The following is a 26,428-nucleotide window of genomic DNA, read 5'->3' on the forward strand; positions in this document are numbered from 1 at the left end:
AAGATAAGTGCGTTAAACCCGATCGATGGGCAGTGATTACCCATCGACCGGTAAGCGTTAACGAATAAAGAACCGACTTAGTTCATAACCGTATTACGGGATACGCCTGCGGCTTCGAAAATCAGGTGCGCGGAATGGCATCAAAAATCACAACAGGGGTGGCGGTGTAAAGACCTGCCTGAGTGGTAGTTGGTTTGGCCGCCGCAATCACCAGATCAGCCCGCATACCACCGTTGGACTCAGTATCGCCGACCACTTCTTGAGAAGTTCCGGTCAAGGTTACGCCATTGAAGGAGTAGGTCAGCGCAATGCTGTCGGCACCATTGAACAGAGGTTGCGGACCACCTTCTACATAAGCGTTAACCGAACCGTTGGTGTGCCGAACGTCGTAAGTTGCACGCAACGGGCTCAAGGTGCCGTCGACCAGATTGTAGGCCATCGTTTCATCTTTACCGAAGTCAGGATTCACTGGTTGAGCGTGAAAAACCTTGCTTGGAATGGTGGCACTGATGTTGATTGAGCTACGAATTTCTTCTGCGGCAAACGCCATCGAAGAACTCAGAGCCAGAACAGCCAGGGGAGCAGCGAACGCGATTTTCTTGAACATCTTTCAGTACCTGTGTTTTTAAAAGGATGAAGGGCTGAAAGTTCATGCCGAGCAAAAACTGTCACGAGCAGCTATTGGCTCAGCCGAACTTTCAACGCCGAAAGATGATCGATCAATTTATCTTTAAAGTAAGCAAGAAAGTTCCTGCAAGTGCGTAGCCGGAGTGCCTTGACAGCAGAAAGAAAAAAGCAGGAATAACTATAAAACCAATGCTTGACTGTAAGAGACAGACTACAAACAGCATCCTGCCTGCAATGATATTCGAGAGATTAACAAAGTACCTTCTGTAAGACCAATACCACAACCCCAGTAAACAATGGAGCAAACTAATACATTAGAGAGTTAACACTAATTTCTGAAATTTTACCTGTACTAATAAGCTCTATTTTTTCGATTTGACCTTCAAGCCAGGGCCGATGCAGGGACTGCCGTTGGTCAGGAACCTTTGCATTTTCGTTAAGATATATCTTAAGTTGTATCTAAAGACGACGAGAGAAAGCAGAAAATGAGAGACCATCATTCCCCCCACCGCGAGCACGGCGATGGCCGCGACGGCTTCGAAAAACGTCCCGCCCGCGAACGCGGAAGCCGTGGGCCCCGGGTGTTTGCCCCCGGCGATCTGAAGTTGTTGCTGCCGGCATTGATCGCCGAACAGCCGTGCCATGGCTACGACCTGATCCGCCAGATCGAAGGCATGTTCGAGGGCGCCTACTGCCCCAGCCCCGGCGTGATCTACCCGACCCTGACGTTCCTGGAAGAAAGCGAACTGATCCTGGGCGACGCCGAAGGCGGAAAAAAACGCTACACCATCACCGATGCCGGACGTCTATTCCTGCAAGAGCAAGCCGTAGCACTGGATGGCGTGCGGATGCGCATCGACGTCAGCAAGCGTTCGCTGCGCGGCCATGATCGCCCGGCGGAAATCCATGAGGCTGTGCATAACCTGCGCCACGCCCTGCAAATGCACCATGGACGCTGGAGCCCGGACGAAATCCTGCGGGTACGTGACCTGCTCAATGACACCGCCAAAGCCATCGTCGACGGCCCTGCCGTTCAACCCGTTCAGGAGAACGCCGAATGACTGAAGTCATCGCCTCAACCATTCACCGTGTCATGCACGAAATCAAACGCCGTCGCCTGGAAGTGTTGCGCGTGGTCGACCTGACCCCGCGCATGCGCCGAATTACCCTGGGCGGCCCTGAATTGGCGGGTTTCGTCAGCCAGGGCACGGACGATCACGTCAAGTTGTTGTTCCCGCAGAATGCCGAACAGGCCGCGGCGCTGGAAACCCTGGTACTGGGCGCCGGCAAGGACAACGGTCCGCTGCCTGAGATGCGTGACTACACCCCGCGCCGCTATGACCTCGATACCCTGGAGTTGGACATCGACTTCGTACTGCACGGCGACGGCCCTGCCTCGACCTGGGCGGCGCAGGCCCAGCCCGGGCAGTTCCTGCACATCGGCGGGCCACGGGGCTCGATGATCGTGCCGGACATCTTCGACAGCTATTTGCTGATCGGCGACGAAACCGCCCTGCCCGCCATCGCCCGGCGTCTGGAAGGCCTGGCGGCCAACCGCCGTGCGCTGGTGATCGTCAAAGTGGAAAACGGCAAGGAGCAGCAGGTGCTGCACAGTGCGGCCGAGGTCAATGTGATCTGGGTGCTGCGCGAAGGTGGCAAGGACAATCTGCTGGCTACCGTGCGCCAGATCCAGATGCCATCCGGCAGCCTGTATGCGTGGGTGGCGACCGAGAGCAAAGTGTCGCGGCAGATTCGTCGGGTATTGCTCGATGAGCATGGGCTGGACGAGCAGTTCGTCAAGGCGGTTGGGTACTGGAAATTGGGGGACAGCGGCGAAGAATAAAGATCATCCATAGGTGAGCCGGATGTTCTGTGGCGAGGGAGCTTGCTCCCGCTCGGCTGCAAAGCAGTCGTAAATCTGCGCTTGGGGTGTATCAGATTAACCAGGATGCAGGTTTTAGCACTGCTGCGCAGTGCAACGGGAGCAAGCTCCCTCACCACAAAAGGTGCTCAAAACACCCATGGCGCTCACCTTCGAGCCCGCCACCGATCCAGCCCGATCACCAGCAACGCAATCACCACAAACCCCGCCAACAACCCACCGGCATTGATGAACACCTGTGGATAACCCAGTTTGTCCACATCCACGAAGGGATACGGGTAAACCGCCAGCAGATGCCCGCGCAACAGTGAATAGGCGAAATACAGCAGCGGATAAATCACCCACAGCGCGATATGCCACACGCGCAATGTGCCCTTGGGCACACATCGCCACCAATACCCCAGGAACAGCAACGGCATGATGTCGTGCAACAGCTCATCGGCCAGCCATTGCCAGCCCTCGGGGTGCCACAAGTGGCGCAGCAGCAGGTTGTAGGCAAGGCTCACCACGGCGATGCTCACAGCAATCGCACTGCTGACCCAAGGCTGCAGGAACCAGCGGCGCGCGGCTGACTCGCGGGATGTCCATTCACAGGTCAGCACGGTCGCCACCAAGGTGTTGCTCAGCACGGTGAAATAGCTGAAAAAACTCATCAGCCCGCCGATCAGGCTCGCGCCCAGCGTCCAGCGTGAATGGAAAATCAGGTACATCTGGATGCTCAATCCCGCCCAGCCAAGCATGGCAGCCATGGCCACCAAACGACGGCGTAACGCAGACGGGTCGGCCATGTTCAAAGCGGTCGTTTGGTGCGCATCAACTTCACATACAGGCGTTCGACCTTCTCCCGCGCCCACGGGGTCTTGCGCAGGAACGTCAGGCTCGACTTGATGCTCGGGTCGCTCTTGAAGCAGCGGATATCGATGCGCTCGGCCAGCCCCGACCACTCGTAGTGTTCAACCAGCGCGTTGAGGATCTGTTCCAGCGTCACGCCATGCAACGGATCGGTGTTGTGTTCGGTCATGCCGGGCCTTCGAGCAGAGTGGGAATTGGAAGCCGCGCACCTTACGTTAAATGTAGGTGAAACGGAAAAGATCGCAGCCTGCGGCAGGATACGCATTCCAATGTAGGAGCTGCCGCAGGCTGCGATCTTTTGTCACTGTTACCAAATCCGAAACGATGCATGTCAGCAAAAGCACTTTCTCTATTTGTAACAGAACATTATCCTTGCGCCCCGCTGCCTGCTGAAACGCTTCTGCTTTCGCTTCACGCCTGCTGCTTTCCGTTTATCCCCCAGAAAAAGATCAAGAACTCCGTCTCTATGCCTGACTTTAAATCTTTGCAAGACAGCGCTGTCTTTGCAACTGCTGCCCACCGAAACATCCTGCCCCTGATTGGTGGCCTCACCGCGCTGGGCCTTGCCTCCTGCGTTCAGGCGGCGCCGGCCTTCGATAGCGATTCACCGTGGATGCTCGGTGACTGGAATGGCACTCGCACAGAGCTCGCGGAAAAAGGCTACGACTTCAAAGTCGATTACACCGGTGAAATGGGCAGCAATCTGCACGGTGGCTACGACCACGACCGCACCGCGCGCTACAGCGACCAGTTCGGCCTGGGCACCCACCTGGACTTGCAGAAGATCCTCGGCTGGGACGATGCCGAATTCCAGTTGACCATCACCGAACGCAACGGCAACAACATCAGCAACGACCGCATCAACGACCCGCGTGTCGGCGGCTTCACCTCGGCCCAGGAAGTCTGGGGCCGCGGCCAGACCTGGCGCCTGACGCAGATGTGGTATCAGCAGAAGTTCTTCGATGAAAAACTCGACATCAAGGTCGGCCGATTCGGCGAAGGCGAAGATTTCAACAGCTTCCCCTGCGACTTCCAGAACCTGGCGTTCTGCGGTTCCCAGGTCGGCAACTGGGCGGGCGACATCTGGTACAACTGGCCGGTCAGCCAGTGGGCGATGCGAGTCAAATATAACCTGACGCCAGAGCTTTATGCACAGGTCGGCGCGTACGAACAGAACCCATCGAACCTTGACCGCAACAACGGCTTCAAGCTCAGCGGCAGCGGCACCCAGGGCGCGGTCCTGCCGGTGGAGCTGGTGTGGACGCCAAAACTCAACGGCCTGCCGGGTGAATACCGCGCCGGTTACTACTACAGCAGCGCCAGCGCCACCGACGTCTACAAGGACAGCAATGGCCAGCCTGCCGCCCTGAGCGGCGAAGCCTACCGCAGCGCCTCGAGCAAACACGGCGTGTGGCTGGGCCTTCAGCAGCAAGTCACCAGCGTCGCCAGCGACCACTCCCGGGGCCTGAGCCTGTTCGCCAACGGCACGATGCACGACAAGAAGACCAACGCCATCGACAACTATGTCCAGGCCGGTCTCGTCTACAAAGGCCCGTTCGACGCGCGCGCCCGGGACGACATTGGGTTCGCCATGGCCCGCGTCCACGTCAACCCGGCCTTTCGCAAGAATGCCGAGGCGACCAACCAGGCCAACGCCGTCTTCGACTTCGACAATCAGTCCTTCCTGCCGCCCCAGGACACCGAATACAGCGCCGAGCTCTATTACGGCGTGCACGTGACCAACTGGCTGACCGTGCGCCCGAACCTGCAATACATCCGCCATCCCGGTGGCGTGAACGAGGTCGATGACGCGCTGATCGGCGGGATCAAGGTCCAGTCCTCGTTCTGACAAACACCACAAAGCCTTTGTAGGAGCGACATGTGGCGAGGGGGCTTGTCGGATCGCCGCACCGCCCCGTTGGGTTGCGAAGCGACCCCAATACTTGCAACCGCGACGTGTCAGGCACAACGAGTGCAATGCTTTGCGACTGCTTCGCAGCCGAACGGGGGCAAGCCCCCTCGCCACAGAGCTCGCTCCTACAGGGACTGCGTCAACCACACCCGTTTTATCTGAACCATGCCCGCACAAGATCGTCATCTACAGTGAACTTGCGCAGGACTACTTGAAACGTCACGGAGAATCACACTATGAGCACTGATAGTGCCTTGGGTCGAAGCCGTCTATGGCCGACCCTGCTCGGCATACTGCTTCTGCTAATGGGCCTGGCCATGCTGGCCGGGGGGATCAAGCTGAGCATGCTCGGCGGCTCGCTGTATTACCTGCTGGCCGGTATCGGCATCGCGCTGAGCGGCGTGCTGTTGATCGCCGCCCGCCGCGCGGCCCTGGGCCTGTACGCACTGGTGCTGTTCGCCAGTACCGTTTGGGCGCTGTGGGAAGTGGGCCTCGACTGGTGGCAACTGGTGCCGCGCCTGGCGCTGTGGTTCGCCCTCGGTGTGGTGATGCTGCTGCCGTGGTTCCGTCGTCCATTGCTGATCAACGGCCCTGCCCCTATGGGCACTGGCGCCTTGAGCGTGGCCGTGGTCCTGGCCGGCGCCACCGCCGTAGCCAGCCAGTTCACCCATCCGGGCGAGACCCTCGGCGAGTTGGGTCGTGACTCGGCTGACATGACCAGCACCGCGCCGCAGATGCCCGAAGGAGACTGGCAGGCCTATGGCCGCAGCGAATTCGGTGACCGCTACTCGCCGCTCAAGCAGATCACTCCGGCCAACGTCGGCAAGCTGCAAGAAGCCTGGCGTATCCAGACCGGTGATCTGCCAACCGCCGATGACCCGGTGGAACTGACCAACGAAAACACCCCGCTCAAGGCCAACGGCATGCTCTATGCCTGCACCGCCCATAGCAAGGTGCTGGCGCTGGACCCGGACACCGGCAAGGAACTGTGGCGTTTCGACCCGCAGATCAAGAGCCCGGTGGGCTTCAAGGGCTTCGCCCACATGACCTGCCGTGGCGTGTCGTACTACGACGAAGCGGCCTACGCCAAGTCTGAAAACGCTGCCTCCGCAGTGATTTCCGAGGCCGGCAAAGCCGTTGCCCAGGCCTGCCCGCGTCGTCTGTACCTGCCGACCGCCGATGCACGCCTGATCGCACTCAATGCCGACACCGGCAAGGTCTGCGAAGGTTTCGGTAAAAACGGTGTGGTTGACCTGACTCAAGGCATCGGACCGTTCACCCCCGGTGGCTACTACTCCACCTCGCCAGCAGCGATCACCCGTGACCTGGTGATCATGGGCGGCCACGTCACCGACAACGAGTCGACCAACGAGCCATCCGGCGTGATCCGTGCCTTTGATGTACACGACGGTCATCTGGTGTGGAACTGGGACAGCAACAATCCAGACGCGACTGAACCGCTGCCAGAGGGCGAACACTACAGCCGCAACTCGGCCAACATGTGGTCGCTGGCCAGCGTCGACGAAAAACTCGGCATGGTCTACCTGCCACTGGGCAACCAGACCCCTGACCAGTGGGGCGCAGACCGTACCCCGGGCGCCGAGAAGTTCAGTGCCGGCCTGGTCGCGCTGGATCTGGCCACCGGCAAGGTGCGCTGGAACTACCAATTCACTCACCACGACTTGTGGGACATGGACGTTGGCAGCCAGCCAACCCTGCTGGACATGAAAACCGCCGACGGCATCAAGCCGGCTGTGATCCAACCGACCAAGCAAGGCAGCCTGTACGTCCTCGACCGTCGCGACGGCACGCCGATCATCCCGATCAAGGAAATCCCGGTTCCGCAAGGCGCCGTGAAAGGTGACCACACCGCGCCGACCCAGGCCCGTTCGGACCTGAACCTGCTGGCCCCGGAACTGACCGAAAAAGCCATGTGGGGCGCCAGCCCGTTCGACCAGATGCTGTGCCGCATCCAGTTCAAGGAGTTGCGTTACGAAGGCCAGTACACCCCGCCGTCGGAACAGGGCAGCCTGATCTATCCGGGTAACGTCGGCGTCTTCAACTGGGGCGGAGTTTCGGTCGACCCGGTTCGCCAGATGCTCTTCACCAGCCCGAACTACATGGCCTTCGTCTCGAAAATGGTGCCACGCGCCGAAGTCGCGGCCGGCAGCAAGCGCGAGAGCGAAACGGCGGGCGTGCAACCGAACACGGGCGCACCTTACGCGGTGATCATGCACCCGTTCATGTCGCCGTTCGGCGTACCGTGCCAGGCTCCGGCCTGGGGCTACGTGGCCGGCATCGACCTGACCACAAGCAAAGTCGTGTGGAAACGCAAGAACGGCACCAGCCGCGACAGCTCGCCATTGCCTATCGGCCTGCCACTCGGCGTGCCAAGCATGGGCGGCTCAATGGTCACCGCCGGCGGCGTCGGCTTCCTCAGCGGCACGCTGGATCAATACCTGCGCGCCTATGACGTCAACACCGGCAACGAGCTTTGGAAATCGCGCCTGCCGGCTGGCGGTCAGGCTACGCCGATGACCTACACCGGCAAGGACGGCAAGCAGTACGTGCTGTTGGTCGTCGGTGGCCATGGCTCACTGGGCACCAAAATGGGTGACTATGTGATTGCGTACAAACTGTCTGAGTAAGTTTTAGCGGCAGTAAAACGAAAGGCGACGTCCGTGAGGACGTCGCCTTTTTTTGTGACCGCAGATTTCAAAACACCCCCGCCCCCCCTGTGGGAGCGAGCCTGCTCGCGAAGAGGCCATACCAGTCGATATAAATGTGTCTGATACATCGCTTTCGCGAGCAGGCTCGCTCCCACAATTGAACGTGTCGTGCCGAAATCCAGCTAACCTGTCTCTGCGCTGATCACGCCTGCGAAACACCGTTTCGCAGAAAATGACCGTTGAAACCACCGCCAACCTGCCCCATCTAAGACCCATACCCATTGCGCAGGTGCCCCCATGAGCGACCAGCAGGAATTCCCCGAAGACCCGAGCGAATACGCCGATCCGAAAAACGCCCCGCAGCACAAACCTGGCAAAGGCCTGGCCTTGCCTGGCCAGAACCTGCCGGACAAGGTCTACATCATCCCGATTCACAACCGCCCGTTTTTCCCGGCCCAAGTGTTGCCGGTCATCGTCAACGAAGAGCCATGGGCCGAGACCCTGGACCTGGTGGCCAAGTCCGAACACCACTCCCTGGCCCTGTTCTACATGGACAGCCCCCAGGAAGACCCGCGCCACTTCGACACCTCGGCCCTGCCGCTCTACGGCACCCTGGTGAAGGTGCACCACGCCAGCCGCGAAAACGGCAAGCTGCAATTCGTCGCCCAAGGCCTGACCCGCGTCCGCCTCAAGACCTGGCTCAAGCATCACCGCCCGCCGTACCTGGTGGAAGTCGAATACCCGCACCAGCCCACCGAGCCGACCGACGAGGTCAAGGCCTACGGCATGGCGCTGATCAATGCGATCAAGGAACTGCTGCCGCTCAACCCGCTGTACAGCGAAGAGTTGAAGAACTACCTCAACCGCTTCAGCCCCAACGATCCGTCGCCGCTGACCGATTTCGCCGCCGCGCTCACGTCGGCCACCGGTAGTGAGCTGCAGGAAGTGCTCGACTGCGTGCCGATGCTCAAGCGCATGGAAAAAGTCCTGCCGATGCTGCGCAAGGAAGTCGAAGTCGCGCGCCTGCAAAAAGAGATTTCCGCCGAAGTTAACCGAAAAATCGGTGAACATCAGCGCGAGTTCTTCCTCAAGGAACAACTCAAGGTCATCCAGCAGGAACTCGGCCTGACCAAGGACGACCGCAGCTCCGACCTCGAACAGTTCGAACAGCGGCTAGTGGGCAAAGTCCTGCCGGCGCAGGTGCAGAAACGCCTCGAAGAAGAAATGAACAAGCTGTCGATCCTCGAAACCGGCTCACCGGAGTATGCGGTCACCCGCAATTACATCGACTGGGCGACCTCGGTGCCGTGGGGCGTGTACGGCGAGGACAAACTCGACCTCAAGCACGCGCGCAAGGTGCTGGACAAACACCACGCCGGCCTCGACGACATCAAGGACCGCATCCTCGAATTCCTCGCCGTCGGTGCCTATAAAGGCGAAATCAGCGGTTCCATCGTGCTGCTGGTCGGCCCGCCGGGCGTGGGCAAGACCAGCGTCGGCAAATCCATCGCCGAATCCCTGGGCCGGCCGTTCTACCGCTTCAGCCTTGGCGGCATGCGCGACGAAGCCGAAATCAAGGGCCACCGCCGCACCTACATCGGCGCGCAGCCGGGCAAACTGGTGCAGGCGTTGAAAGACGTCGAAGTGATGAACCCAGTGATCATGCTCGACGAGATCGACAAGATGGGCCAGAGCTACCAGGGCGACCCGGCCTCGGCGTTGCTGGAAACCCTGGATCCGGAGCAGAACGTCGAGTTCCTCGACCACTATCTGGACCTGCGCCTGGACCTGTCGAAAGTGTTGTTCGTGTGCACCGCCAACACCCTCGATTCGATCCCCGGCCCGTTGCTGGACCGGATGGAAGTGATTCGCCTGTCGGGCTACATCACCGAAGAAAAAGTCGCCATCGCCAAGCGTCACCTGTGGCCCAAGCAGCTTGAGAAAGCCGGCGTGTCCAAGGGCAGCCTGAGCATCAGCGACAGTGCGCTCAAGGCGTTGATCGACGGTTATGCCCGTGAAGCCGGCGTGCGCCAGCTGGAAAAAAACCTCGGCAAACTGGTGCGTAAAGCGGTGATGAAACTGCTCGATGAGCCGAAGGCTGTGATCAAGCTCGGCCCGAAAGACCTCGAGGCGTCCCTCGGCAAACCGGTGTTCCGCAACGAGCAGGTGCTGTCGGGTGTCGGCGTGATCACCGGCCTTGCCTGGACCAGTATGGGCGGCGCGACCCTGCCGATCGAAGCCACGCGCATCCATACCCTCAACCGTGGTTTCAAGCTCACCGGGCAACTGGGTGACGTGATGAAAGAGTCGGCGGAAATCGCCTACAGCTACGTCAGCTCACACCTGAAGTCCTATGGCGGCGATCCGAAGTTCTTCGACGAAGCCTTCGTCCACCTGCACGTGCCGGAAGGCGCCACGCCGAAAGACGGCCCGAGCGCCGGCGTGACCATGGCCAGCGCCCTGCTTTCGCTGGCGCGCAATCAGCCACCGAAAAAAGGCGTGGCCATGACCGGCGAACTGACGTTGACCGGGCACGTACTGCCGATTGGCGGGGTGCGGGAAAAGGTGATTGCGGCGCGGCGGCAGAAGATTTTCGAGCTGATTCTGCCGGAGGCGAATCAGGGCAATTTCGAGGAACTGCCGGAGTATCTGAAGGAAGGCATTACCGTGCACTTTGCCAAACGCTTTGCGGATGTGGCGAAGGTGTTGTTCTGACAACCAAGTAGGCTTCATCACCTTCATCAATGACAAACACAGTTTGCTCGTGATGAAGGTAGTGAAGACACTTTTCAATCGCCTTCGACGCATTAAAATATAATATTTATCGCGATTCGTTTTTAAAACCTGACAAAATTGACAGTATCGGACCACCCCCTTACTCTTATACATTCCCCATTCGATTTATCTTTTAATCCTTTAGGGAAATATCACCATGACATCTCAAAAGTTTTCCACGAAACCTAAAACCTCATATTACTTCACAGTAAAACAAAACTGCGATGAGCTCTTCAATGCCGACACAATTACTGTAAATCACCATGAAGGAGAAATAACAATCGAGGGTTCCAAAAACCTGTTTTCTCCAAATGGACGTGCGATCAACTTGATCATCGACTCATCCACTCCGAACGGAGAACAGGTGTTTGTACGTGGACAACGACTGAAAGATGTTTTCTACCTCAATGGGGGAGAAAAAAACTACGCCAACGAAGGAACTTTCAAATCCTATCTCGACATTCCCACTAAAAAATACTGGCTAAGTTTCAAGCTGAAATTCCACAATCAAGTCGACGAGATTGAAGGTGAACTCGAAGTTACCGGATAAGTAGCTAATAGCCTCGTTTTCTCACCCTCGCATCAGAGCCTGACGCGTTCGCCACTCATCTTCACGGCTCTGGTCACACTTTGTCTCATCTTCAGTTATGCTCGCCGTTCGTCGTGAACACCGGAGCCACTGACTTTATGTCCCCCATTCGCCTGTTTGTCCCCCTCGCCCTCGCCTTGCTGGCCGCGTGCGCCACGCAACCTGCGCACAACGTGACCGTGGAAAAACAAAGCGAATGTCCGGTGCAGCTCAGCAACGGGCAAAACCTGATCCTGACCCTGCCGAGCAATCCGACCACGGGCTATCGCTGGGCGATCCAGGATTCGGCCGGCGGCGTGTTGCACGCCCTGGGGCCAGAGGTTTATCGAAATCCGGAAGATGCCGGCATCGTCGGCGCGGCCGGGGTCTCGACCTGGCGCTTTCAGGCTTTTGCGCCCGGCACCGGGCGTTTGCGCCTGACCTCGCAACAACCATGGGCGCCGGAAGTGCTGCCGGTGGATTCGTTCGACTGCACGATCTCGGTCAACTGACCGTGGGCTGGCTGATACTGGCGCTGATGGGCGCGGTGACCTTTCTTTATGGCCTGAGCGTGCATGCGTCTCTGCTGTGCCTGCTGGTCAAGCCGCTGCCGGTGCTGGCCCTGCTCGGCTGGCTGCATGACGCACCGCCCGGTGAATATCGACGCTGGATCAGCCTGGGGTTGATTTTTTCCCTGGTCGGCGATGTGTTGCTGGCGTGGCCGGGGGATTTGTTTGTGTTTGGGCTGGGCGCGTTTCTGGTCGCGCATCTGGCCTATCTCAAGGCTTATCTGAGCGATTGCCGACGCCCGGCCGTGCTGCCGCTGGTGCTGGCCCTTGGCGTCGGTGCCGTCCTGCTGGGGATTCTGATTTCCAACGGCCTCGGCCCATTGCTGGTGCCCGTGATTGTCTATGGCACGGCCATCAGCGCCATGCTCTGGCGCGCCCTGGCCCGACTCGGGAGCGACGTACCCAAACGCTCGGCGCTGCTGGCGGCAGCGGGCGCAGTGGCGTTCGTGTTCTCCGACAGCGTGATTGGCATCAGCCGGTTTGTGGTGCCGTTCGACGCGGCGCCTTATGTGATCATTCTCAGTTACTGGCTGGGACAATGGGGGATCACTGCCTCGGCATTCACCCAAAGATCACGCTAACCCCTGTGGCGAGGGAGCTTGTCGGAACGCCGCACCGTCCCGCTCGGCTGCGTAGCAGTCGCAACCCCGGCCAGTCGGATCCACCTGATTAAACCAGTTTGATTGGTTTTGGGGCCGCTGCGCGGCCCAGCGGGAGCAAGCTCCCTCGCCACAATGGTGTTTCTCTCCACAAATCATGGTGAGCCCACCGCTTTATCAGACAACCCGCGCATCCCCGCGCCAACTTGGCTAAAATGCCGGCCTTTTCCACCTACACCGCTGGAACCGCCGTGAGCAAAGAACCCGATCGCCTTTTCGCCCAGCCTTTGGCCCAGGTGCCTGACTTCGCCTTCAACGAGGACGTGGTGCGGGTGTTCCCGGACATGATCAAGCGCTCGGTGCCAGGTTATCCGACCATCGTCGAAAACCTCGGCGTGCTCGCCGCGCAATTCGCCCAGCCCAATAGTGTGCTCTACGACCTCGGCTCGTCGCTGGGGGCCGTGACCCAGGCCCTGCGCCGGCACGTGCGCACCGACGGTTGCCGGGTGATCGCTGTGGATAACTCGGCGGCGATGGTCGAGCGTTGCCGCGAGTACCTCAACGGGCAGGATTCGATGTTCCAGGAGTTGCTGCCGGTCGAGGTGATCGAGGGCGACATCCTCGCGCTGGAGTTCCAGCCGGCCTCGGTGGTCGCGCTGAACTTCACCCTGCAATTCATCGCCCCGGACCAGCGCACGGCGTTGCTGTCGCGCATCCGTCAGTCGCTGTTGCCCGGCGGTGCCCTGATCCTCTCGGAAAAACTGCGCTTCGAAGACGAGCAGGAACACGCACTGCTCACCGACCTGCACATCGCCTTCAAACGCGCCAACGGCTACAGCGAGCTGGAAATCGCCCAGAAGCGCAGCGCCATCGAAAACGTCATGAAGCCCGACAGCCTCGAAGAACACCGCGAACGCCTGCTGGCCGCCGGGTTCTCGAAAGTCGTGCCGTGGTTCCAGTGTCTTAACTTTGCCTCGTTGATTGCCTTGCCATGATTGATCTGTCCCCCCTCGCCCGCCGTCTGGCCGGCACGCCGCTGGCCGAATGGGCCAACACCCTGCAAGCGCAACTCGACAAGAAAATGGAAAAGGGCCATGGCGACCTGGAACGCTGGCAAAGCGCGCTGGACGCCCTGCCGAAGATCCAGCCGAGCGAAGTCGATTTGCTCAATGGCTTGAAGCTGGACACCGATTGCAACGACGAGACCCGCGCGCAAATGCGCACCGCGCTGATGGGCCTGTCGCCATGGCGCAAGGGGCCGTTCGACCTGTTCGGCGTGCACGTCGATACCGAATGGCGCTCGGACTGGAAATGGTCGCGAGTCGCCCCGCACCTGGACCTGAAAGGCAAGCGCATCCTCGATGTCGGCTGCGGCAACGGTTATTACATGTGGCGCATGCTCGGTGCCGGCGCGAATAGCGTAATCGGCGTCGACCCGAACTGGCTGTTCTTCTGCCAGTTCCAGGCAGTGCAGCGTTACCTGTCAGAGCCGAATGCCTGGCACCTGCCCTTCCCGTTCGAAGACCTGCCGCCGAACCTTGAAGGCTTCGACACGGTGTTTTCCATGGGCGTGTTCTACCACCGCCGTTCGCCGATCGAGCATTTGCTGGCGCTGAAGGATTGCTTGGTCAAGGGTGGTGAACTGGTGCTGGAAACCCTGGTGGTCGAAGGCGACAAGCATCAGGTACTGGTGCCGGAAGATCGCTACGCGCAGATGCGCAACGTGTGGTTCCTGCCGTCGGTGCCTGCACTGGAGTTGTGGCTACGTCGGGCCGGGTTCACGGATGTGAAGTGCGTGGATGTGAGCACCACCACGGTCGAGGAACAGCGCGGGACGGAGTGGATGAAGTATCAGTCGCTCAGTGATTTCCTCGATCCCGAGGATCACAGCAAGACCGTTGAAGGGCTTCCGGCGCCGATGCGGGCGGTCATCGTGGCGAAGAAATAATTGGACACCAAGTAACCCTGTAGGAGCGAGCCTGCTCGCGATTGCGAACTGACATTCAGCACAGATGTGACTGTCAGATCGAATCGCGAGCAGGCTCGCTCCTACAATGGGTTTTGTGTTCAGTCTGAAGGTTTGGCGCGGCGCGCCTTGAAAAACTCGCTCAACACCGCCCCACACTCCTCCGCCAACACCCCGCCCTCATACAGCACCCGGTGATTCAAAAAGCCCTGGGTAAAGAACTGCCCCTGGCTCTGCACGATCCCGGCTTTCGGCTCCAGCGCGCCGTACACCACCCGGGCAATCCGCGAATGCACGATCAGGCCTGCGCACATGCTGCACGGCTCCAGCGTCACATACAGCGTGCTGCCCGGCAGGCGGTAGTTGCTCACAGTCTGGGCGGCGGCGCGGATGGCGACCATCTCGGCGTGGGCGCTCGGGTCGCTACCAGTGATCGGGCAGTTGAAGCCGCGACCGATGATTTCGCCGTCCTGCACCAGTACCGCGCCCACCGGCACTTCGCCGAGGGCCGCGCCTTGGGCCGCCAGGGCCAGGGCCTCACGCATGAATTCGCGATCACGGCTGCGGTCGATGATGGCGGCGGGACGAATCTGACGCATCACGCCACCTCGATGGCGGCCATCAGGCCGGTTTCCATGTGGTCGATCACATGGCAGTGGAACATCCATACACCCGGATTATCCGCCACCAACGCTACCTGCGCGCGCTCGTTCTTGCCCAGCAGGTAGGTGTCAGTGAAGTACGGAATGACCTTGTGCCGGTTCGAGGCGATGACCTTGAAACTCATGCCGTGCAGGTGAATCGGGTGCTGGTACTGAGTCATGTTCTTCAATTCGAAAATGTAGCTCTTGCCCTTCTCGAGTTTGGCAATCGGCCGGTCGGCGCAGGTCTTGTCGGTGATGTCCCAGGCCTTGCCATTAATCTGCCACAGGCTCGGCGGCTTGCCGTTATCAACGTTGACCGACACCGAGCCGACCCATTCGAAATTGAAGTTGAGTTTCTCGGCATTGGCCAGGTCCGGCTCGGCAATCGGGTTGGCCGGCAGGGCCGGCGGCCACTCGGTCGGCGCATCGGCATTGGCCACCGAACGGAACGTGCCCAGGCGCACCGGGCCGTTGCGCAACGACAACTCCTCACCGGCCGGCGGGGCCTTGATCGCCAGGCAAATGCGCATGCCCGGACCGAGCCAGTACTCCTTGCCGAGCGGTCGTGGCTCGACCGGGTTGCCGTCCAGCGCATAGATCTGCGCTTCGACGCCGGGAATGTTCAGGCGATAGGTCAGGGTGTTATCGAGGTTGAGCAGGCGTACACGGGTGATCTGCCCGGCCGGCAAGTCGATCACCGCTTGCGGTACACCATTGATGGTCGCCAGGCGTCCCGCCGTGCCACCACGGGCCGCTTCACGGGGAATGCTGAATTCGACGAAATTACCGACGTCGTCGACATGCCAGCTCTTGAGGCTCAAGGTCTTTTCATACTTGAAACCGGTCGGCTCGCGTTCGTCGATGATCAACGGGCCGACCAGGCCACGGCCGAGCTCTTCGCTGCTGTTCACATGCGGGTGATACCAGTAGCTGCCGGCATCCGGCACGCGGAATTTGTAATCGAAGTACTCACCCGGCAACACCGGCAATTGCGACACGTAAGGCACACCGTCCATTTCCAGCGGCAGGCGGATGCCGTGCCAGTGGATGGTGGTCGCGACCGGCAGATGGTTGATGAAGCGCACCCGTAGCCATTCACCCTGGCGCACCCGCAATTCGGTGCCCGGCGCCGACGGGCCGAAGGCCCAAGCCTGGGTCCTGTGCCCGGCTACCAGTTCCACGTCCAGCGGTGCTGCGATCAGCTCGTAGTCGTGGCCCGCCTCGGCGTCAGCCATCTTGCCCAGCCAGTAGCGCGATGCGCCCCCCGCACCGACGCCAACGACAACAAGACCGGCCAGGCCACCGAGGATTTGGCGACGGGTAAACGACATGAACTCAACTACCTCACGTATCAGCGACAGGCCCGGGGCCCGCAAAAGGCGAATACGATACACCCGCAGTTGTGAAAGAAACAGCAAAGTGGGCGTGACGACGGGCCGCAGCGGGGCCGGCAGTCTGTTCGGATCCGCCTCTGACAGCACAGATCCATCAATACCGGACACCGTGCGCCGTCATTCCTACAGATCAGGCTGTAGTCCGCAGGGCATAGTGCCGACTTCAAACCCATCCATTTCTCAAGGAGAGAGAAATGAATTCTTCAGATACAAACTCACAATTCCTACTTCCCAACTCCGACGACGTGCAGGCCCTCAAAGACCTGGTGGTCCCGTTCGTGGAAGCATGCCCCGACATGCACGACATGGCCCATATCGAAGCCCGGGGGATTCTGGACAAGTACGGTATCCAGCACATCGATCCGGACAAAGTCTGGTGGCACCGTTTCGACAACACTTCGGTGACCAGCACCAAGGCCTTCCTGTTCTGGGAACACTACCCCAAGCCCATTGAGTCGCTGACCTTGCCGCAACTGGTGATCCAGCGCTTTCAAGCCCACGATCAGGACAATGCCGACCTGCTGGACAGTGACGGTGGTTTCTACAACGAGGGGGCGAACGCCCGGATCTACAACGAAACCAACGAGGTGAAGATGTACCCAAGCGTGGTCATCAAGGACCTGTGGCGCATCAATTTTCACGACCGCTATTGGGACAAGATGGGCGCCTTCTGGCGCCAGCATTCAGACAATTTCCGCACCCTGGCCAAGCTCAATTTCATTTCCAAGGCGCTGGAGGAACACGACGGCTCACGCCTGAGCAACGAGAACCTCAAGACCGTACTCAAGGCTGTGGCCGGCCACCTCTCCTGGCCCATCACCCTCGACATGCTCCACGCCCATGAGCCACCTGCCGAAGGCCTGCGGGCCACGCCCCTGTACATCGGCAACTACTTCGCCTGCGACATACTGCGCATCATCGACCGCCAGGGTCGGCAGATCCTGTATACCCCTGGCGAAACAGATGCCTTCCATGTATTCGAAACCTCCCACGACCTGCACTGGTGGCTGTTGTGCCAGAACAACCACCCGGATAATCGCGCCCGCTTCATGGCGCACTTTCCCCTGTCGGCCCAACAACAGGATGGCGACAACGTCGGCCTGAATCACACCCTAGACCTGCTGTATTCGGCCTGGGGCAAATACGACAGCAGCCTGTTCGATCAGGACGCGCCCGACATCGAGGGTGACGTCTTCAGCTGGATCCGTGACTCGGTTAGGGAACGCATGTTCGACGACGCCGATCTGTCCCTGCGCTCCAATGGCGACCTGCGGGAAAAGCTGTGGATCGGCTACCTGAGCACCTTCAGCCGCCTCTTTGGGGCGATGGCCGTGGTGGGCTGGCCGGTTGCCCTCGCGGCTGTCGGCGCCGGCCTGGCCAACATCGGCCTGAACATCGACCAGGCCGTCAACGGGAAGAATACCCAGGAGCGCAAGGCCGGTGTACTCGGCGCCATCTTCAGCAGCATCGATACCCTCTTCAATGCGCTGGCGCTCGGCGGCTCGGTCGAGGTAGCGGAAGTCGGTGAAGCTAACGATGAGTTCACCCCCCAGGAGAATCTCGCCGCCGAAAACGAACACCCCAATGGCGCCCCGCCGAAAATCACCGTTGCCGCTCCTGGTCGAGCCTATGTCCTGGAAGGTGAAAACCCGCTAGCCCCGTTCGAGACCAATGAGGTACTCGATGGGTTGCAGGTAGCGGCCGAGGAAGGCCAGTACCGCAACATTTATCAGCCGGCGACGGGCGGCAACTACATCAGGATCAATGGCGACTACTACCTGGTGCGCTACGTCAACGAGTTGAAGACCTGGGTCATCATCGATCCCGCCAATCCGTTCTCGTTTTACCGCAACCTGCCGGTTCGCTTGAACGCCGCGGGTGAATGGGAACTCCTGACACGGCCCGGGCTGTATGGCGGCGGTAGCATTTTCGGATGTTGGCCATGGGGAAGGACGCCAGAACCTTTACCTAACGTAGCCAGCCCCACCACTGTCTATGACGTGCCCCAGGCGTTACGGGCCGAGTTGCTGCCTATCGTCACTGACGTTTACAAAGTCAATCAACTCAGTGACGCTTTCGACGACATCTTTAATCCCGGAGGCGCTCTGATGCAGTTCAAGGCCCTGAGAAAAACCTTGTTTCGAGACGCAGAGGCCTACTATCAAAACCTTCCGGAACTCCCTCCCAGGCCGACCATTCCGACCTTTGGCCCGGTAAGCCGAACCAAGGACATCATCGAGACGCTGTTCGAAGAGTCACCCGCCCTTGTAGTCGGCGAAAGCCACTCCAGCATTGGCAGCAAACAGTTCCTGATCGAGAACATGGAAATACTCAGCAAACAAAAGGTTAAAACCTTGTACATGGAACACCTGCTCAACGACTTCCATCAGGTAGACCTGGATGTTTTCAACAAGAGCGGCGTAATGTCGAAAAGCCTGAAAAGTTACCTGAAGAACCTTGATACAGGTCATCACACCGATCCCTCTGGCCGATTCACCTTTATGAAAGTGGTCAAGGCCGCGCAGAAAAACCACATTCGCGTACAGGCGATCGACTGTGCCGCCAGCTATCGCGTCGATAACATGTTCGAGACAGCACACGCCCACCGGCACAAAATGATGAATTACTTTGCCAAGATCATTATCGATGCTGATCAGGCCGCTAGAGGCCCTCATCGCTGGATTGCACTGGTTGGCAATACCCACTCCAATACCTGGGAAGGCGTCGCGGGTGTCAGCGAACTGGAAGGGGGCATCGGACTGCGGGTAAAAAGTGGCGAGATCGCCCAGCCCACGAGCATTGAGCCAGATCCGGGAGAATCCGGAACCAGCCGTACAGACAACACCGAGTTCACCATCAAGAACGACCTGCTCCTGCAAGTGGAATCCCCAGAGCTTGCCAGGGAACTGGTACTCGAGGCTGCACTCAATCAACCGGGCATGCTCAGCATCGAGAAGTACGGCAACCAGCTCGAATTGGTTCACCGCGCCCGGGACGGCTCACTGGTGCGCACACTGATCCACGCCGACGCCACAGGCGTGTACATCGAGCGCCCACAGTGGGGCAGCATCAATAATAAGCAATTTGCCAGCCTGGCCGACCTTTCGGATGCACTGCGCCGCAATGGCTTGAAACCCACACGCGTCCGTTGAAATGCAAAAAGCCCCGGGTCTCTCGACCCGGGGCTTCGCATGGCACTATCGGTTTGAACCCGGTTTCACAGGTTCAATTCGATCATTCCCACTCAATGGTCGCTGGCGGCTTGCTCGACACGTCGTAGGTGACGCGGGAGATGCCTTCGATTTCATTGATGATGCGGCCGGAAACGGTTTCCAGCAGTTCGTAAGGCAGGTGTGCCCAACGCGCGGTCATGAAGTCGATGGTTTCCACGGCACGCAGGGCCACGACCCAGGCGTAACGACGGCCATCGCCCACCACGCCAACCGATTTCACCGGCTGGAACACCACGAATGCCTGGCTGACCTTGTGGTACCAGTCGGCCTTGCGCAGCTCTTCGATGAAGATGTGGTCGGCGCGACGCAGCAGGTCGGCGTATTCCTTCTTCACTTCACCGAGGATGCGCACGCCCAGGCCCGGGCCCGGGAACGGGTGACGGTAGACCATGTCGTACGGCAGGCCCAGTTCCAGGCCCAGACGACGGACTTCGTCCTTGAACAGCTCGCGCAGGGGTTCAACCAGCTTCAGGTTCATTTCTTCCGGCAGGCCGCCCACGTTGTGGTGCGACTTGATCACGTGGGCCTTGCCGCTTTTCGCGCCAGCCGACTCGATCACGTCCGGGTAGATGGTGCCCTGGGCCAGGTACTTGATGTTGTCCAGCTTGCAGGATTCGGCATCGAACACGTCGATGAAGGTACGGCCGATGATCTTGCGCTTCTTCTCCGGGTCGGCTTCGCCGGCCAGGTTGCCGAGGAACTGCTCTTCGGCGTTGGCGCGGATCACCTTGACGCCCATGTTCTCGGCGAACATGGCCATCACTTGCTCGCCTTCGTGCAAGCGCAGCAGGCCGTTGTCGACGAACACGCAGGTCAGCTGGTCGCCAATGGCTTTGTGCAGCAGTGCGGCAACTACCGAGGAGTCAACACCGCCGGACAAGCCGAGCAGGACGTTGTCGGTGCCAACCTGGGCGCGAACCTGGGCGATGGCGTCTTCAGCGATTTTCGACGGGGTCCACAGGGCTTCACACTCGCAGATGTCGAGGATGAAGCGCGACAGGATGCGACCGCCCTGCTTGGTATGGGTCACTTCCGGGTGGAACTGCACGCCGTAGTAGCCGCGAGCATCGTTGAACATACCGGCAATCGGGCAGCTCGGGGTGCTGGCCAGGATGTGGAAGTCTTCCGGCATGCGGGTGACCTTGTCACCGTGGCTCATCCACACGTCGAGGCCAAACAGGCCGTCGGCGTCGATGTGGTCTTCGATGCCGTCGAGCAGGCGGCTCTTGCCGACCACGTCAACGCGGGCATAACCGAACTCACGCAGTTCGGAACCTTCAACCTTGCCACCCAGTTGCTCGGCCATGGTCTGCATGCCGTAGCAGATACCGAAGACCGGCACGCCCAGATCGAAAACCGCTTGTGGGCAGCGCGGGCTGTTGGCTTCGTGAACCGACTCCGGGCCGCCGGCGAGGATGACGCCTTTAGGAGCGAATTCGCGGATCGCATCTTCGTCCATGTCGAACGGGTGCAGTTCGCAGTACACGCCGATTTCACGCACGCGGCGGGCGATCAGCTGGGTGTACTGGGAACCGAAGTCGAGGATCAGGATGCGGTGAGCGTGAATGTCGAGGGCCATGATTCAGTCTCGTCTAAAAAATTCGGAAACAGTCGTGATTCAGAAACAACTCGGGGCTGAATAAAACAGCCCCGGTTGCTTAGCTTGTTGCTTGAAGGCTCAACCTACGCGGTAGTTTGGCGCTTCCTTGGTGATCTGCACGTCGTGAACGTGGGATTCGGCCATGCCGGCGCCGGTGATCCGCACGAACTCAGGCTTGGTGCGCATCTCTTCGATGTCGGCACTGCCGGTGTAGCCCATCGAGGAACGCAGGCCGCCCATCAACTGGTGGATGATCGCGCTCAGGGTGCCCTTGTACGGAACACGCCCTTCGATGCCTTCCGGAACCAGCTTCTCGGCGCCTGCCGAGGAATCCTGGAAGTAACGGTCGGAGGAACCTTGAGCCTGGGACATGGCGCCCAGCGAACCCATGCCGCGATAAGCCTTGTACGAACGGCCCTGGAACAGTTCGATCTCGCCCGGCGCTTCTTCGGTACCGGCGAACATCGAGCCCATCATCACACAGGAAGCACCGGCCACGATGGCCTTGGACAGGTCACCGGAGAAACGGATACCGCCGTCGGCGATCAACGGAACGCCAGTGCCTTCAAGGGCAGCGGCAACGTTGGCGATGGCACTGATTTGCGGCACGCCGACACCGGCGACGATGCGGGTGGTGCAGATCGAGCCAGGGCCGATACCGACCTTGACTGCGTCAGCGCCAGCTTCGGCCAGGGCCTTGGCGGCAGCACCGGTGGCGATGTTGCCGCCGATAACCTGCACTTCAGGGAAGTTCTGCTTGACCCAGCGAACGCGGTCGATCACGCCTTTGGAGTGACCGTGAGCGGTGTCGACCACCACCACGTCAACGCCGGAAGCGACCAGCGCGGCAACGCGATCGCCGGTGTCTTTACCGGTGCCGACTGCAGCGCCAACACGCAGACGACCTTGATCGTCCTTGCTGGCCAGCGGGTAAGCCTTGGCTTTTTCGATGTCGTTGACGGTCATCATGCCCTTGAGAGCGAATTTGTCGTCGACGATCAGCACGCGTTCGATGCGGTGCTTGTGCAGCAGTTCACGCACATCGTTCTTGTCGGCGCCTTCCTTGACCGTGACCAGACGCTCTTTAGGCGTCATCACTTCACGGACAGTGGCTTCCAGACGGTTCTCGAAACGCACGTCACGGGAGGTGACAATGCCGACCAGGTCGCCATTGTGCAGCACCGGAACGCCGGAGATATTGTGCATGCGGGTCAGTTCGAACAGCTCACGCACGGTAGCGTCGGCTTCAATGGTGATCGGATCCTTGACCACACCGGCTTCGTAACGCTTGACCTTGCGGACTTCGGCAGCTTGCTGCTCGATGGTCATGTTCTTGTGGATGATACCGATACCACCTTCCTGAGCCATGGCGATTGCCAGACGGGCTTCAGTGACGGTGTCCATGGCGGCGGAAACCAGTGGAATATTCAGCTCGATGCCACGGGTAAGGCGGGTCTTGAGACTGACTTCGTTAGGAAGCACCTCGGAATAACCGGGCACTAGGAGAATGTCGTCGAATGTCAGAGCTTCTTGGCTGATACGCAGCATCGCGGGGGCTCCCGAGCGGGAAAATGGAAGCGCGCCATTATAGTCAGACACCCCCTCGGGTTCAATGTAAAACTCTGTCTATTATTGGCATTACTGACATACGGAGATTGGCGCCGCCTACAATTCGACTTTCACCCAACTGACCGGCTGATCGAGCCAATCGGCGAATTCATCGATAAAGCTCTGCTTGAACCCGGCTTCAGCCCAGTTGTTGAAGATGAAACCGAGGTTGGAGAAACCGCATTCCTGCAGGAACAGGAAGCCGTTGATGTCGTCTTCATGCCCGCATTCGGGGCAGGTGAAGTTGTCGGTACGCCCCGGCATCCAGTCTTCCAGGCTTTCGAACAGGGCTTCACCCACTTCCTTGCGGCACTCGGCGCAGCCCGCCTCTTCAAGGAAACCCTTGGCTGGCGTATAGATGCAGCGCTTGGTGATGATCTCCAGGCCATTGATCGGCTCGCCGAACGGCAGGGCTTCAGGGTGCAGGACCACTGCGCGGGCACCGTCGGCGATGGCATGGGCCATGCGGTTGCCGGTGCGGCCACAGGTGGTCAGTTCTTCCTCGATGATGTTCTTGCGCACCAGCCAACGTACGACGGCCCGGGCCCGGGGTTCGTGCACCGGCAGGGTGGAGATTTTCGGGACGATGATGCTTTGGGAATTCATGGGTACAGGCCTGAAGCTTTGATGAAGGAACTTGAGCATCCACAAATTATAGGTCGACCCAGACCTGATGCCTGGCACCGACCCTGTAGGAGCGGGCTTGCCCGCGAAGGCGGTGTGTCAGTCGAAAACATTGCTGAATGTCAGATCGCATTCGCGAGCAAGCCCGCTCCCACAGGGGATACAGGCTGGCCCACGAAGTTTTTACAGCTCTACGACAACCGCCTGCGAAGCACGGGTCGCCTTGGCGCGGGCGGCTTCGATCGATTCGTCGCGCGCCAGGGCCACGCCCATGCGGCGCTGGCCATTGACCTCAGGCTTGCCGAACAGGCGCAACGCGGTATCCGGTTCGCTCAGCGCGGCACCCAGGTTGGCGAAAGCGGTCTGGGTCGACTGCCCTTCCACCAGGATCACCGCCGAGGCCGAAGGCCCGAACTGACGGATCAACGGGATCGGCAGGCCCAGAATCGCGCGGGCGTGCAGGGCGAACTGCGACAGGTCCTGGGAGATCAGGGTCACCAGGCCGGTGTCGTGTGGGCGCGGCGAGACTTCGCTGAACCACACCTGATCACCTTTGATGAATAGCTCGACGCCAAACAGACCACGGCCACCCAGGGCTTCGGTCACAGCCTTGGCGACGCGTTCGGATTCAGCCAGGGCAACCGGGCTCATGGCTTGGGGCTGCCAGGATTCCTGGTAGTCGCCCTTCTCCTGACGGTGGCCGACCGGCGCGCAGAAGGTGGTGCCGCCGACGTGGCGCACCGTCAGCAGGGTGATTTCGTAGTCGAAATCGATGAAGCCTTCGATGATCACCCTACCTTTACCGGCACGGCCGCCTTCCTGGGCGTAGTCCCAGGCTTTCTGCACGTCATCGACGCTGCGCAGCAGGCTCTGGCCCTTGCCCGAAGAACTCATGACCGGCTTGACCACGCATGGGAACCCGAGGTCTTCAACGGCTTTGCTGTAGTCCTCGAAGGTGTCGGCAAAGTGGTACGGCGAGGTCGGCAGGTCCAGCTCTTCAGCGGCCAGGCGACGGATGCCTTCGCGGTTCATGGTCAGCTGCGCGGCGCGGGCGGTCGGAATCACGGTGAAGCCTTCGGCTTCCAGCTCCACCAGAGTCGCGGTGGCGATGGCTTCGATTTCCGGGACGATGAAGTGCGGCTTCTCGGCTTCGATCACGGCGCGCAGGGCGGCACCATCGAGCATGTTGATCACGTGGCTGCGGTGCGCCACCTGCATGGCCGGCGCATTGGCGTAGCGGTCCACGGCAATCACTTCAACGCCCAGGCGTTGCAGCTCGATCACCACTTCCTTGCCCAACTCGCCACAGCCACACATCAATACGCGGGTCGCGGTGGGCGACAATGGAGTTCCGATACGGGTCATCTGAAGGTCCTCAAGGAGCGGATCATCGAGGGACGCGTCGCCATGCGCGCTTCCCATGGGGAGAAAGCGCGGCATTTTACATGAACTTCAGCTGACGACAGCCTGTTTGCGCAGGCGCCAGGCCATGATCAGCCACACGGCGGTGACCCCGGCGAACTTCGAACCCAGGGCGGTGAGGATCACCCCCGGCGTCAGGGCGTCGATCATGCCGAAAAAGATAAAGGTATCGAGGGGAATGCTCAGGGCCGAACTTATCCACAGGCGATCATGCAGCGGACGCTTGGTAATGCTGAACACCAGCCAGTCGATGCACTCGGAAACCGCGAACGCCGTGGCGCTGGCCAGGGCGATGGACGGATCGGAGGTGGCATAGGACAACACCAGCGCCACCAGCATCGCTGCGAGGGCGCCATGCCCGAATCGGGCTTGCACCATGTCGCGCAACACAAACACCAGCCCGCCCCAGGCCGACCAGATGATGTCCAGGTGCGGCGCGGTGGAAAAGGCGTAGTTGATCAGCACGACGCTGCTGATGTAGGCGATCAGGAAGAGCATGAGGCGTGGGAGTACCTGTCAATTTTGTGCACAGGATACTTCATCTTCGGTACACAAATAACCTGTGGCGAGGGAGCTTGCTCCCGTCGGGTCGCGTAGCGGCCCCGAAATCAGCACATTCACTTGAGATTTTTGGGGTTGCTTCGCAACCCAGCGGGAGCAAGCTCCCTCGCCACAGAAGCTCCGCCACTCAGCGATCGGATTTGGAAGGCAGCATCCAGATCAACCCACTGGACTTGGCCCGCTCATGACACAACCCCAGCACCTTGCGCCGCTCGTCGTTGTCCATGCGGCTCCAGCGGGTAATCTCCTCCACCGTGCGTTGGCAACCGGTGCAGATGTCATCGTCATCCAGCGCACAAATGTTCACGCAGGGCGATGCTACCGGACGTTCAGTGGCAGTCATTCTTCCTGCTCGGCCAGGTCGCGGGCATAGCGCTGCGAGTTGTGCACGTAGTGAGCAGCGCTGGCTTCCAGCATCCTGATTTGCGGCTCGGTCAATTCGCGCACCACTTTGCCGGGCGACCCCATGACCAGCGATCCGTCCGGAATCTCCTTGCCTTCGCCGATCAGTGAATTGGCGCCGATGATGCAGTTCTTGCCGATCTTCGCGCCATTGAGAATCACCGCGTTAATGCCGATCAGGCTGTAGTCGCCGACGGTGCAGCCGTGGAGCATGGCGTTGTGGCCGATGGTCACGCCAGTGCCGATGGTCAGCGGGTAGCCCATGTCGGTGTGCATCACGGTGCCGTCCTGGACGTTGCTGTTCTTGCCGATCAGGATCAATTCGTTGTCGCCGCGCAATACGGCGTTGAACCAGACGTTGGCGCCCTCATCCAGCTTGACCTTGCCCACCAGCACGGCATTGGGTGCGACCCAGCTCTGTGGATGGGTTTCGACGCGGGCGTCGCCCAGGCGGTATTTCATTGTGGTATTCCTCAAGGCTCAGGCAGGCTTTTTTCAGCGAAATCAGGATTCAGGCCATT

23 protein-coding genes are annotated in these 26,428 nt (G+C 59.9%); 11 read left to right on the forward strand and 12 right to left on the reverse strand.

Features of this window, described 5'->3' with window-relative positions; genetic code table 11:
- Nucleotides 1-121 precede the first annotated feature (121 nt).
- A complete protein-coding gene (locus KGB07_RS22880) occupies nt 122-607 on the reverse strand; it encodes a CS1 type fimbrial major subunit (RefSeq protein ID WP_223466604.1) in 486 nt (161 codons plus the stop codon).
- Nucleotides 608-1,112: 505 nt separating this feature from the next.
- Between KGB07_RS22880 and KGB07_RS22885 the strand changes: the two genes are divergently transcribed.
- Nucleotides 1,113-1,688 (forward strand): PadR family transcriptional regulator, encoded by a 576-nt coding sequence (locus tag KGB07_RS22885; protein WP_046041007.1) that lies wholly within the window; start codon nt 1,113-1,115, stop codon nt 1,686-1,688.
- Entirely contained in the window at nt 1,685-2,470 is a 786-nt protein-coding gene (locus tag KGB07_RS22890; protein WP_223466605.1) for a siderophore-interacting protein, read from the forward strand. The genes KGB07_RS22885 and KGB07_RS22890 overlap by 4 nt, the downstream gene beginning before the upstream one ends.
- 185 nt (nt 2,471-2,655) lie before the next feature.
- Here KGB07_RS22890 and KGB07_RS22895 read toward each other — a convergent pair whose 3' ends face one another.
- Together KGB07_RS22895 and KGB07_RS22900 are read right to left on the reverse strand one after the other, a co-directional pair.
- A complete protein-coding gene (locus KGB07_RS22895) occupies nt 2,656-3,297 on the reverse strand; it encodes a Pr6Pr family membrane protein (protein WP_223466606.1) in 642 nt (213 codons plus the stop codon).
- 2 nt (nt 3,298-3,299) lie between these two features.
- On the reverse strand, nt 3,300-3,530 hold the full coding sequence (locus tag KGB07_RS22900; protein WP_007985772.1) for a VF530 family DNA-binding protein: 231 nt from the start codon (nt 3,528-3,530) through the stop codon (nt 3,300-3,302).
- A 297-nt stretch (nt 3,531-3,827) separates the two neighbouring features.
- Here KGB07_RS22900 and KGB07_RS22905 point away from each other — a divergent pair, with 297 nt between their 5' ends.
- From KGB07_RS22905 to cmoB, 8 genes are all read left to right on the forward strand, one after another.
- Complete coding sequence (locus tag KGB07_RS22905; protein WP_223466607.1) at nt 3,828-5,210, forward strand: carbohydrate porin; 1,383 nt, start codon at nt 3,828-3,830, stop codon at nt 5,208-5,210.
- Nucleotides 5,211-5,509: 299 nt separating this feature from the next.
- Nucleotides 5,510-7,921 (forward strand): glucose/quinate/shikimate family membrane-bound PQQ-dependent dehydrogenase, encoded by a 2,412-nt coding sequence (locus KGB07_RS22910; RefSeq protein ID WP_223466608.1) that lies wholly within the window; start codon nt 5,510-5,512, stop codon nt 7,919-7,921.
- 318 nt (nt 7,922-8,239) lie between these two features.
- Complete coding sequence (gene lon / locus KGB07_RS22915; RefSeq protein ID WP_223466611.1) at nt 8,240-10,657, forward strand: endopeptidase La; 2,418 nt, start codon at nt 8,240-8,242, stop codon at nt 10,655-10,657.
- A gap of 217 nt (nt 10,658-10,874) precedes the next feature.
- Nucleotides 10,875-11,267 (forward strand): hypothetical protein, encoded by a 393-nt coding sequence (locus KGB07_RS22920; RefSeq protein ID WP_046040998.1) that lies wholly within the window; start codon nt 10,875-10,877, stop codon nt 11,265-11,267.
- A gap of 137 nt (nt 11,268-11,404) precedes the next feature.
- Nucleotides 11,405-11,797 carry a protease inhibitor I42 family protein gene (locus tag KGB07_RS22925; protein ID WP_223466612.1) on the forward strand — a complete coding sequence of 131 codons (393 nt, stop codon included), beginning with the start codon at nt 11,405-11,407 and terminating at the stop codon, nt 11,795-11,797.
- Between the two features lie 2 nt (nt 11,798-11,799).
- Nucleotides 11,800-12,435, forward strand: a complete 636-nt coding sequence (locus KGB07_RS22930; RefSeq protein WP_223466640.1) for a lysoplasmalogenase — start codon at nt 11,800-11,802, stop codon at nt 12,433-12,435.
- A 233-nt stretch (nt 12,436-12,668) separates the two neighbouring features.
- Nucleotides 12,669-13,448, forward strand: a complete 780-nt coding sequence (cmoA, locus tag KGB07_RS22935; protein ID WP_191628059.1) for a carboxy-S-adenosyl-L-methionine synthase CmoA — start codon at nt 12,669-12,671, stop codon at nt 13,446-13,448.
- Entirely contained in the window at nt 13,445-14,401 is a 957-nt protein-coding gene (gene cmoB, locus KGB07_RS22940) for a tRNA 5-methoxyuridine(34)/uridine 5-oxyacetic acid(34) synthase CmoB (protein ID WP_223466613.1), read from the forward strand. Before cmoA ends, cmoB begins: the two co-directional genes overlap by 4 nt.
- A gap of 119 nt (nt 14,402-14,520) precedes the next feature.
- On the opposite strand, the gene tadA is transcribed toward cmoB, so the two are convergent.
- Nucleotides 14,521-15,018 (reverse strand): tRNA adenosine(34) deaminase TadA, encoded by a 498-nt coding sequence (tadA, locus tag KGB07_RS22945; protein WP_223466614.1) that lies wholly within the window; start codon nt 15,016-15,018, stop codon nt 14,521-14,523.
- Nucleotides 15,018-16,394, reverse strand: a complete 1,377-nt coding sequence (locus tag KGB07_RS22950; RefSeq protein WP_223466615.1) for a multicopper oxidase family protein — start codon at nt 16,392-16,394, stop codon at nt 15,018-15,020. Before KGB07_RS22950 ends, tadA begins: the two co-directional genes overlap by 1 nt.
- Before the next feature lie 257 nt (nt 16,395-16,651).
- Between KGB07_RS22950 and KGB07_RS22955 the strand changes: the two genes are divergently transcribed.
- The gene (locus KGB07_RS22955; protein ID WP_223466617.1) at nt 16,652-19,609 is read left to right on the forward strand and encodes a membrane-targeted effector domain-containing toxin; all 2,958 of its coding nucleotides are present in this window, start codon (nt 16,652-16,654) and stop codon (nt 19,607-19,609) included.
- Between the two features lie 82 nt (nt 19,610-19,691).
- Here KGB07_RS22955 and guaA read toward each other — a convergent pair whose 3' ends face one another.
- The 7 genes from guaA to KGB07_RS22990 all read right to left on the reverse strand — a co-directional run bounded on the left by guaA (nt 19,692) and on the right by KGB07_RS22990 (nt 26,369).
- A complete protein-coding gene (gene guaA, locus KGB07_RS22960) occupies nt 19,692-21,269 on the reverse strand; it encodes a glutamine-hydrolyzing GMP synthase (RefSeq protein ID WP_046040991.1) in 1,578 nt (525 codons plus the stop codon).
- Between the two features lie 99 nt (nt 21,270-21,368).
- A complete protein-coding gene (guaB, locus tag KGB07_RS22965; RefSeq protein WP_223466618.1) occupies nt 21,369-22,838 on the reverse strand; it encodes an IMP dehydrogenase in 1,470 nt (489 codons plus the stop codon).
- 117 nt (nt 22,839-22,955) lie between these two features.
- The gene (locus KGB07_RS22970; protein ID WP_046040989.1) at nt 22,956-23,504 is read right to left on the reverse strand and encodes a hypothetical protein; all 549 of its coding nucleotides are present in this window, start codon (nt 23,502-23,504) and stop codon (nt 22,956-22,958) included.
- Nucleotides 23,505-23,705: 201 nt separating this feature from the next.
- On the reverse strand, nt 23,706-24,887 hold the full coding sequence (gene purT / locus KGB07_RS22975) for a formate-dependent phosphoribosylglycinamide formyltransferase (protein ID WP_046040988.1): 1,182 nt from the start codon (nt 24,885-24,887) through the stop codon (nt 23,706-23,708).
- A gap of 87 nt (nt 24,888-24,974) precedes the next feature.
- On the reverse strand, nt 24,975-25,442 hold the full coding sequence (locus KGB07_RS22980; protein ID WP_223466620.1) for a VUT family protein: 468 nt from the start codon (nt 25,440-25,442) through the stop codon (nt 24,975-24,977).
- 190 nt (nt 25,443-25,632) lie between these two features.
- Nucleotides 25,633-25,848 (reverse strand): DUF1289 domain-containing protein, encoded by a 216-nt coding sequence (locus tag KGB07_RS22985; RefSeq protein WP_046040984.1) that lies wholly within the window; start codon nt 25,846-25,848, stop codon nt 25,633-25,635.
- Nucleotides 25,845-26,369 (reverse strand): gamma carbonic anhydrase family protein, encoded by a 525-nt coding sequence (locus KGB07_RS22990; RefSeq protein WP_046040982.1) that lies wholly within the window; start codon nt 26,367-26,369, stop codon nt 25,845-25,847. The genes KGB07_RS22985 and KGB07_RS22990 overlap by 4 nt, the downstream gene beginning before the upstream one ends.
- Between the last annotated feature and the right edge of the window lie 59 nt (nt 26,370-26,428).

Origin of the sequence: Pseudomonas sp. GL-RE-26, from assembly GCF_019956275.1 — a bacterium.
Classification (GTDB): Bacteria; Pseudomonadota; Gammaproteobacteria; order Pseudomonadales; family Pseudomonadaceae; genus Aquipseudomonas; species Aquipseudomonas grandcourensis.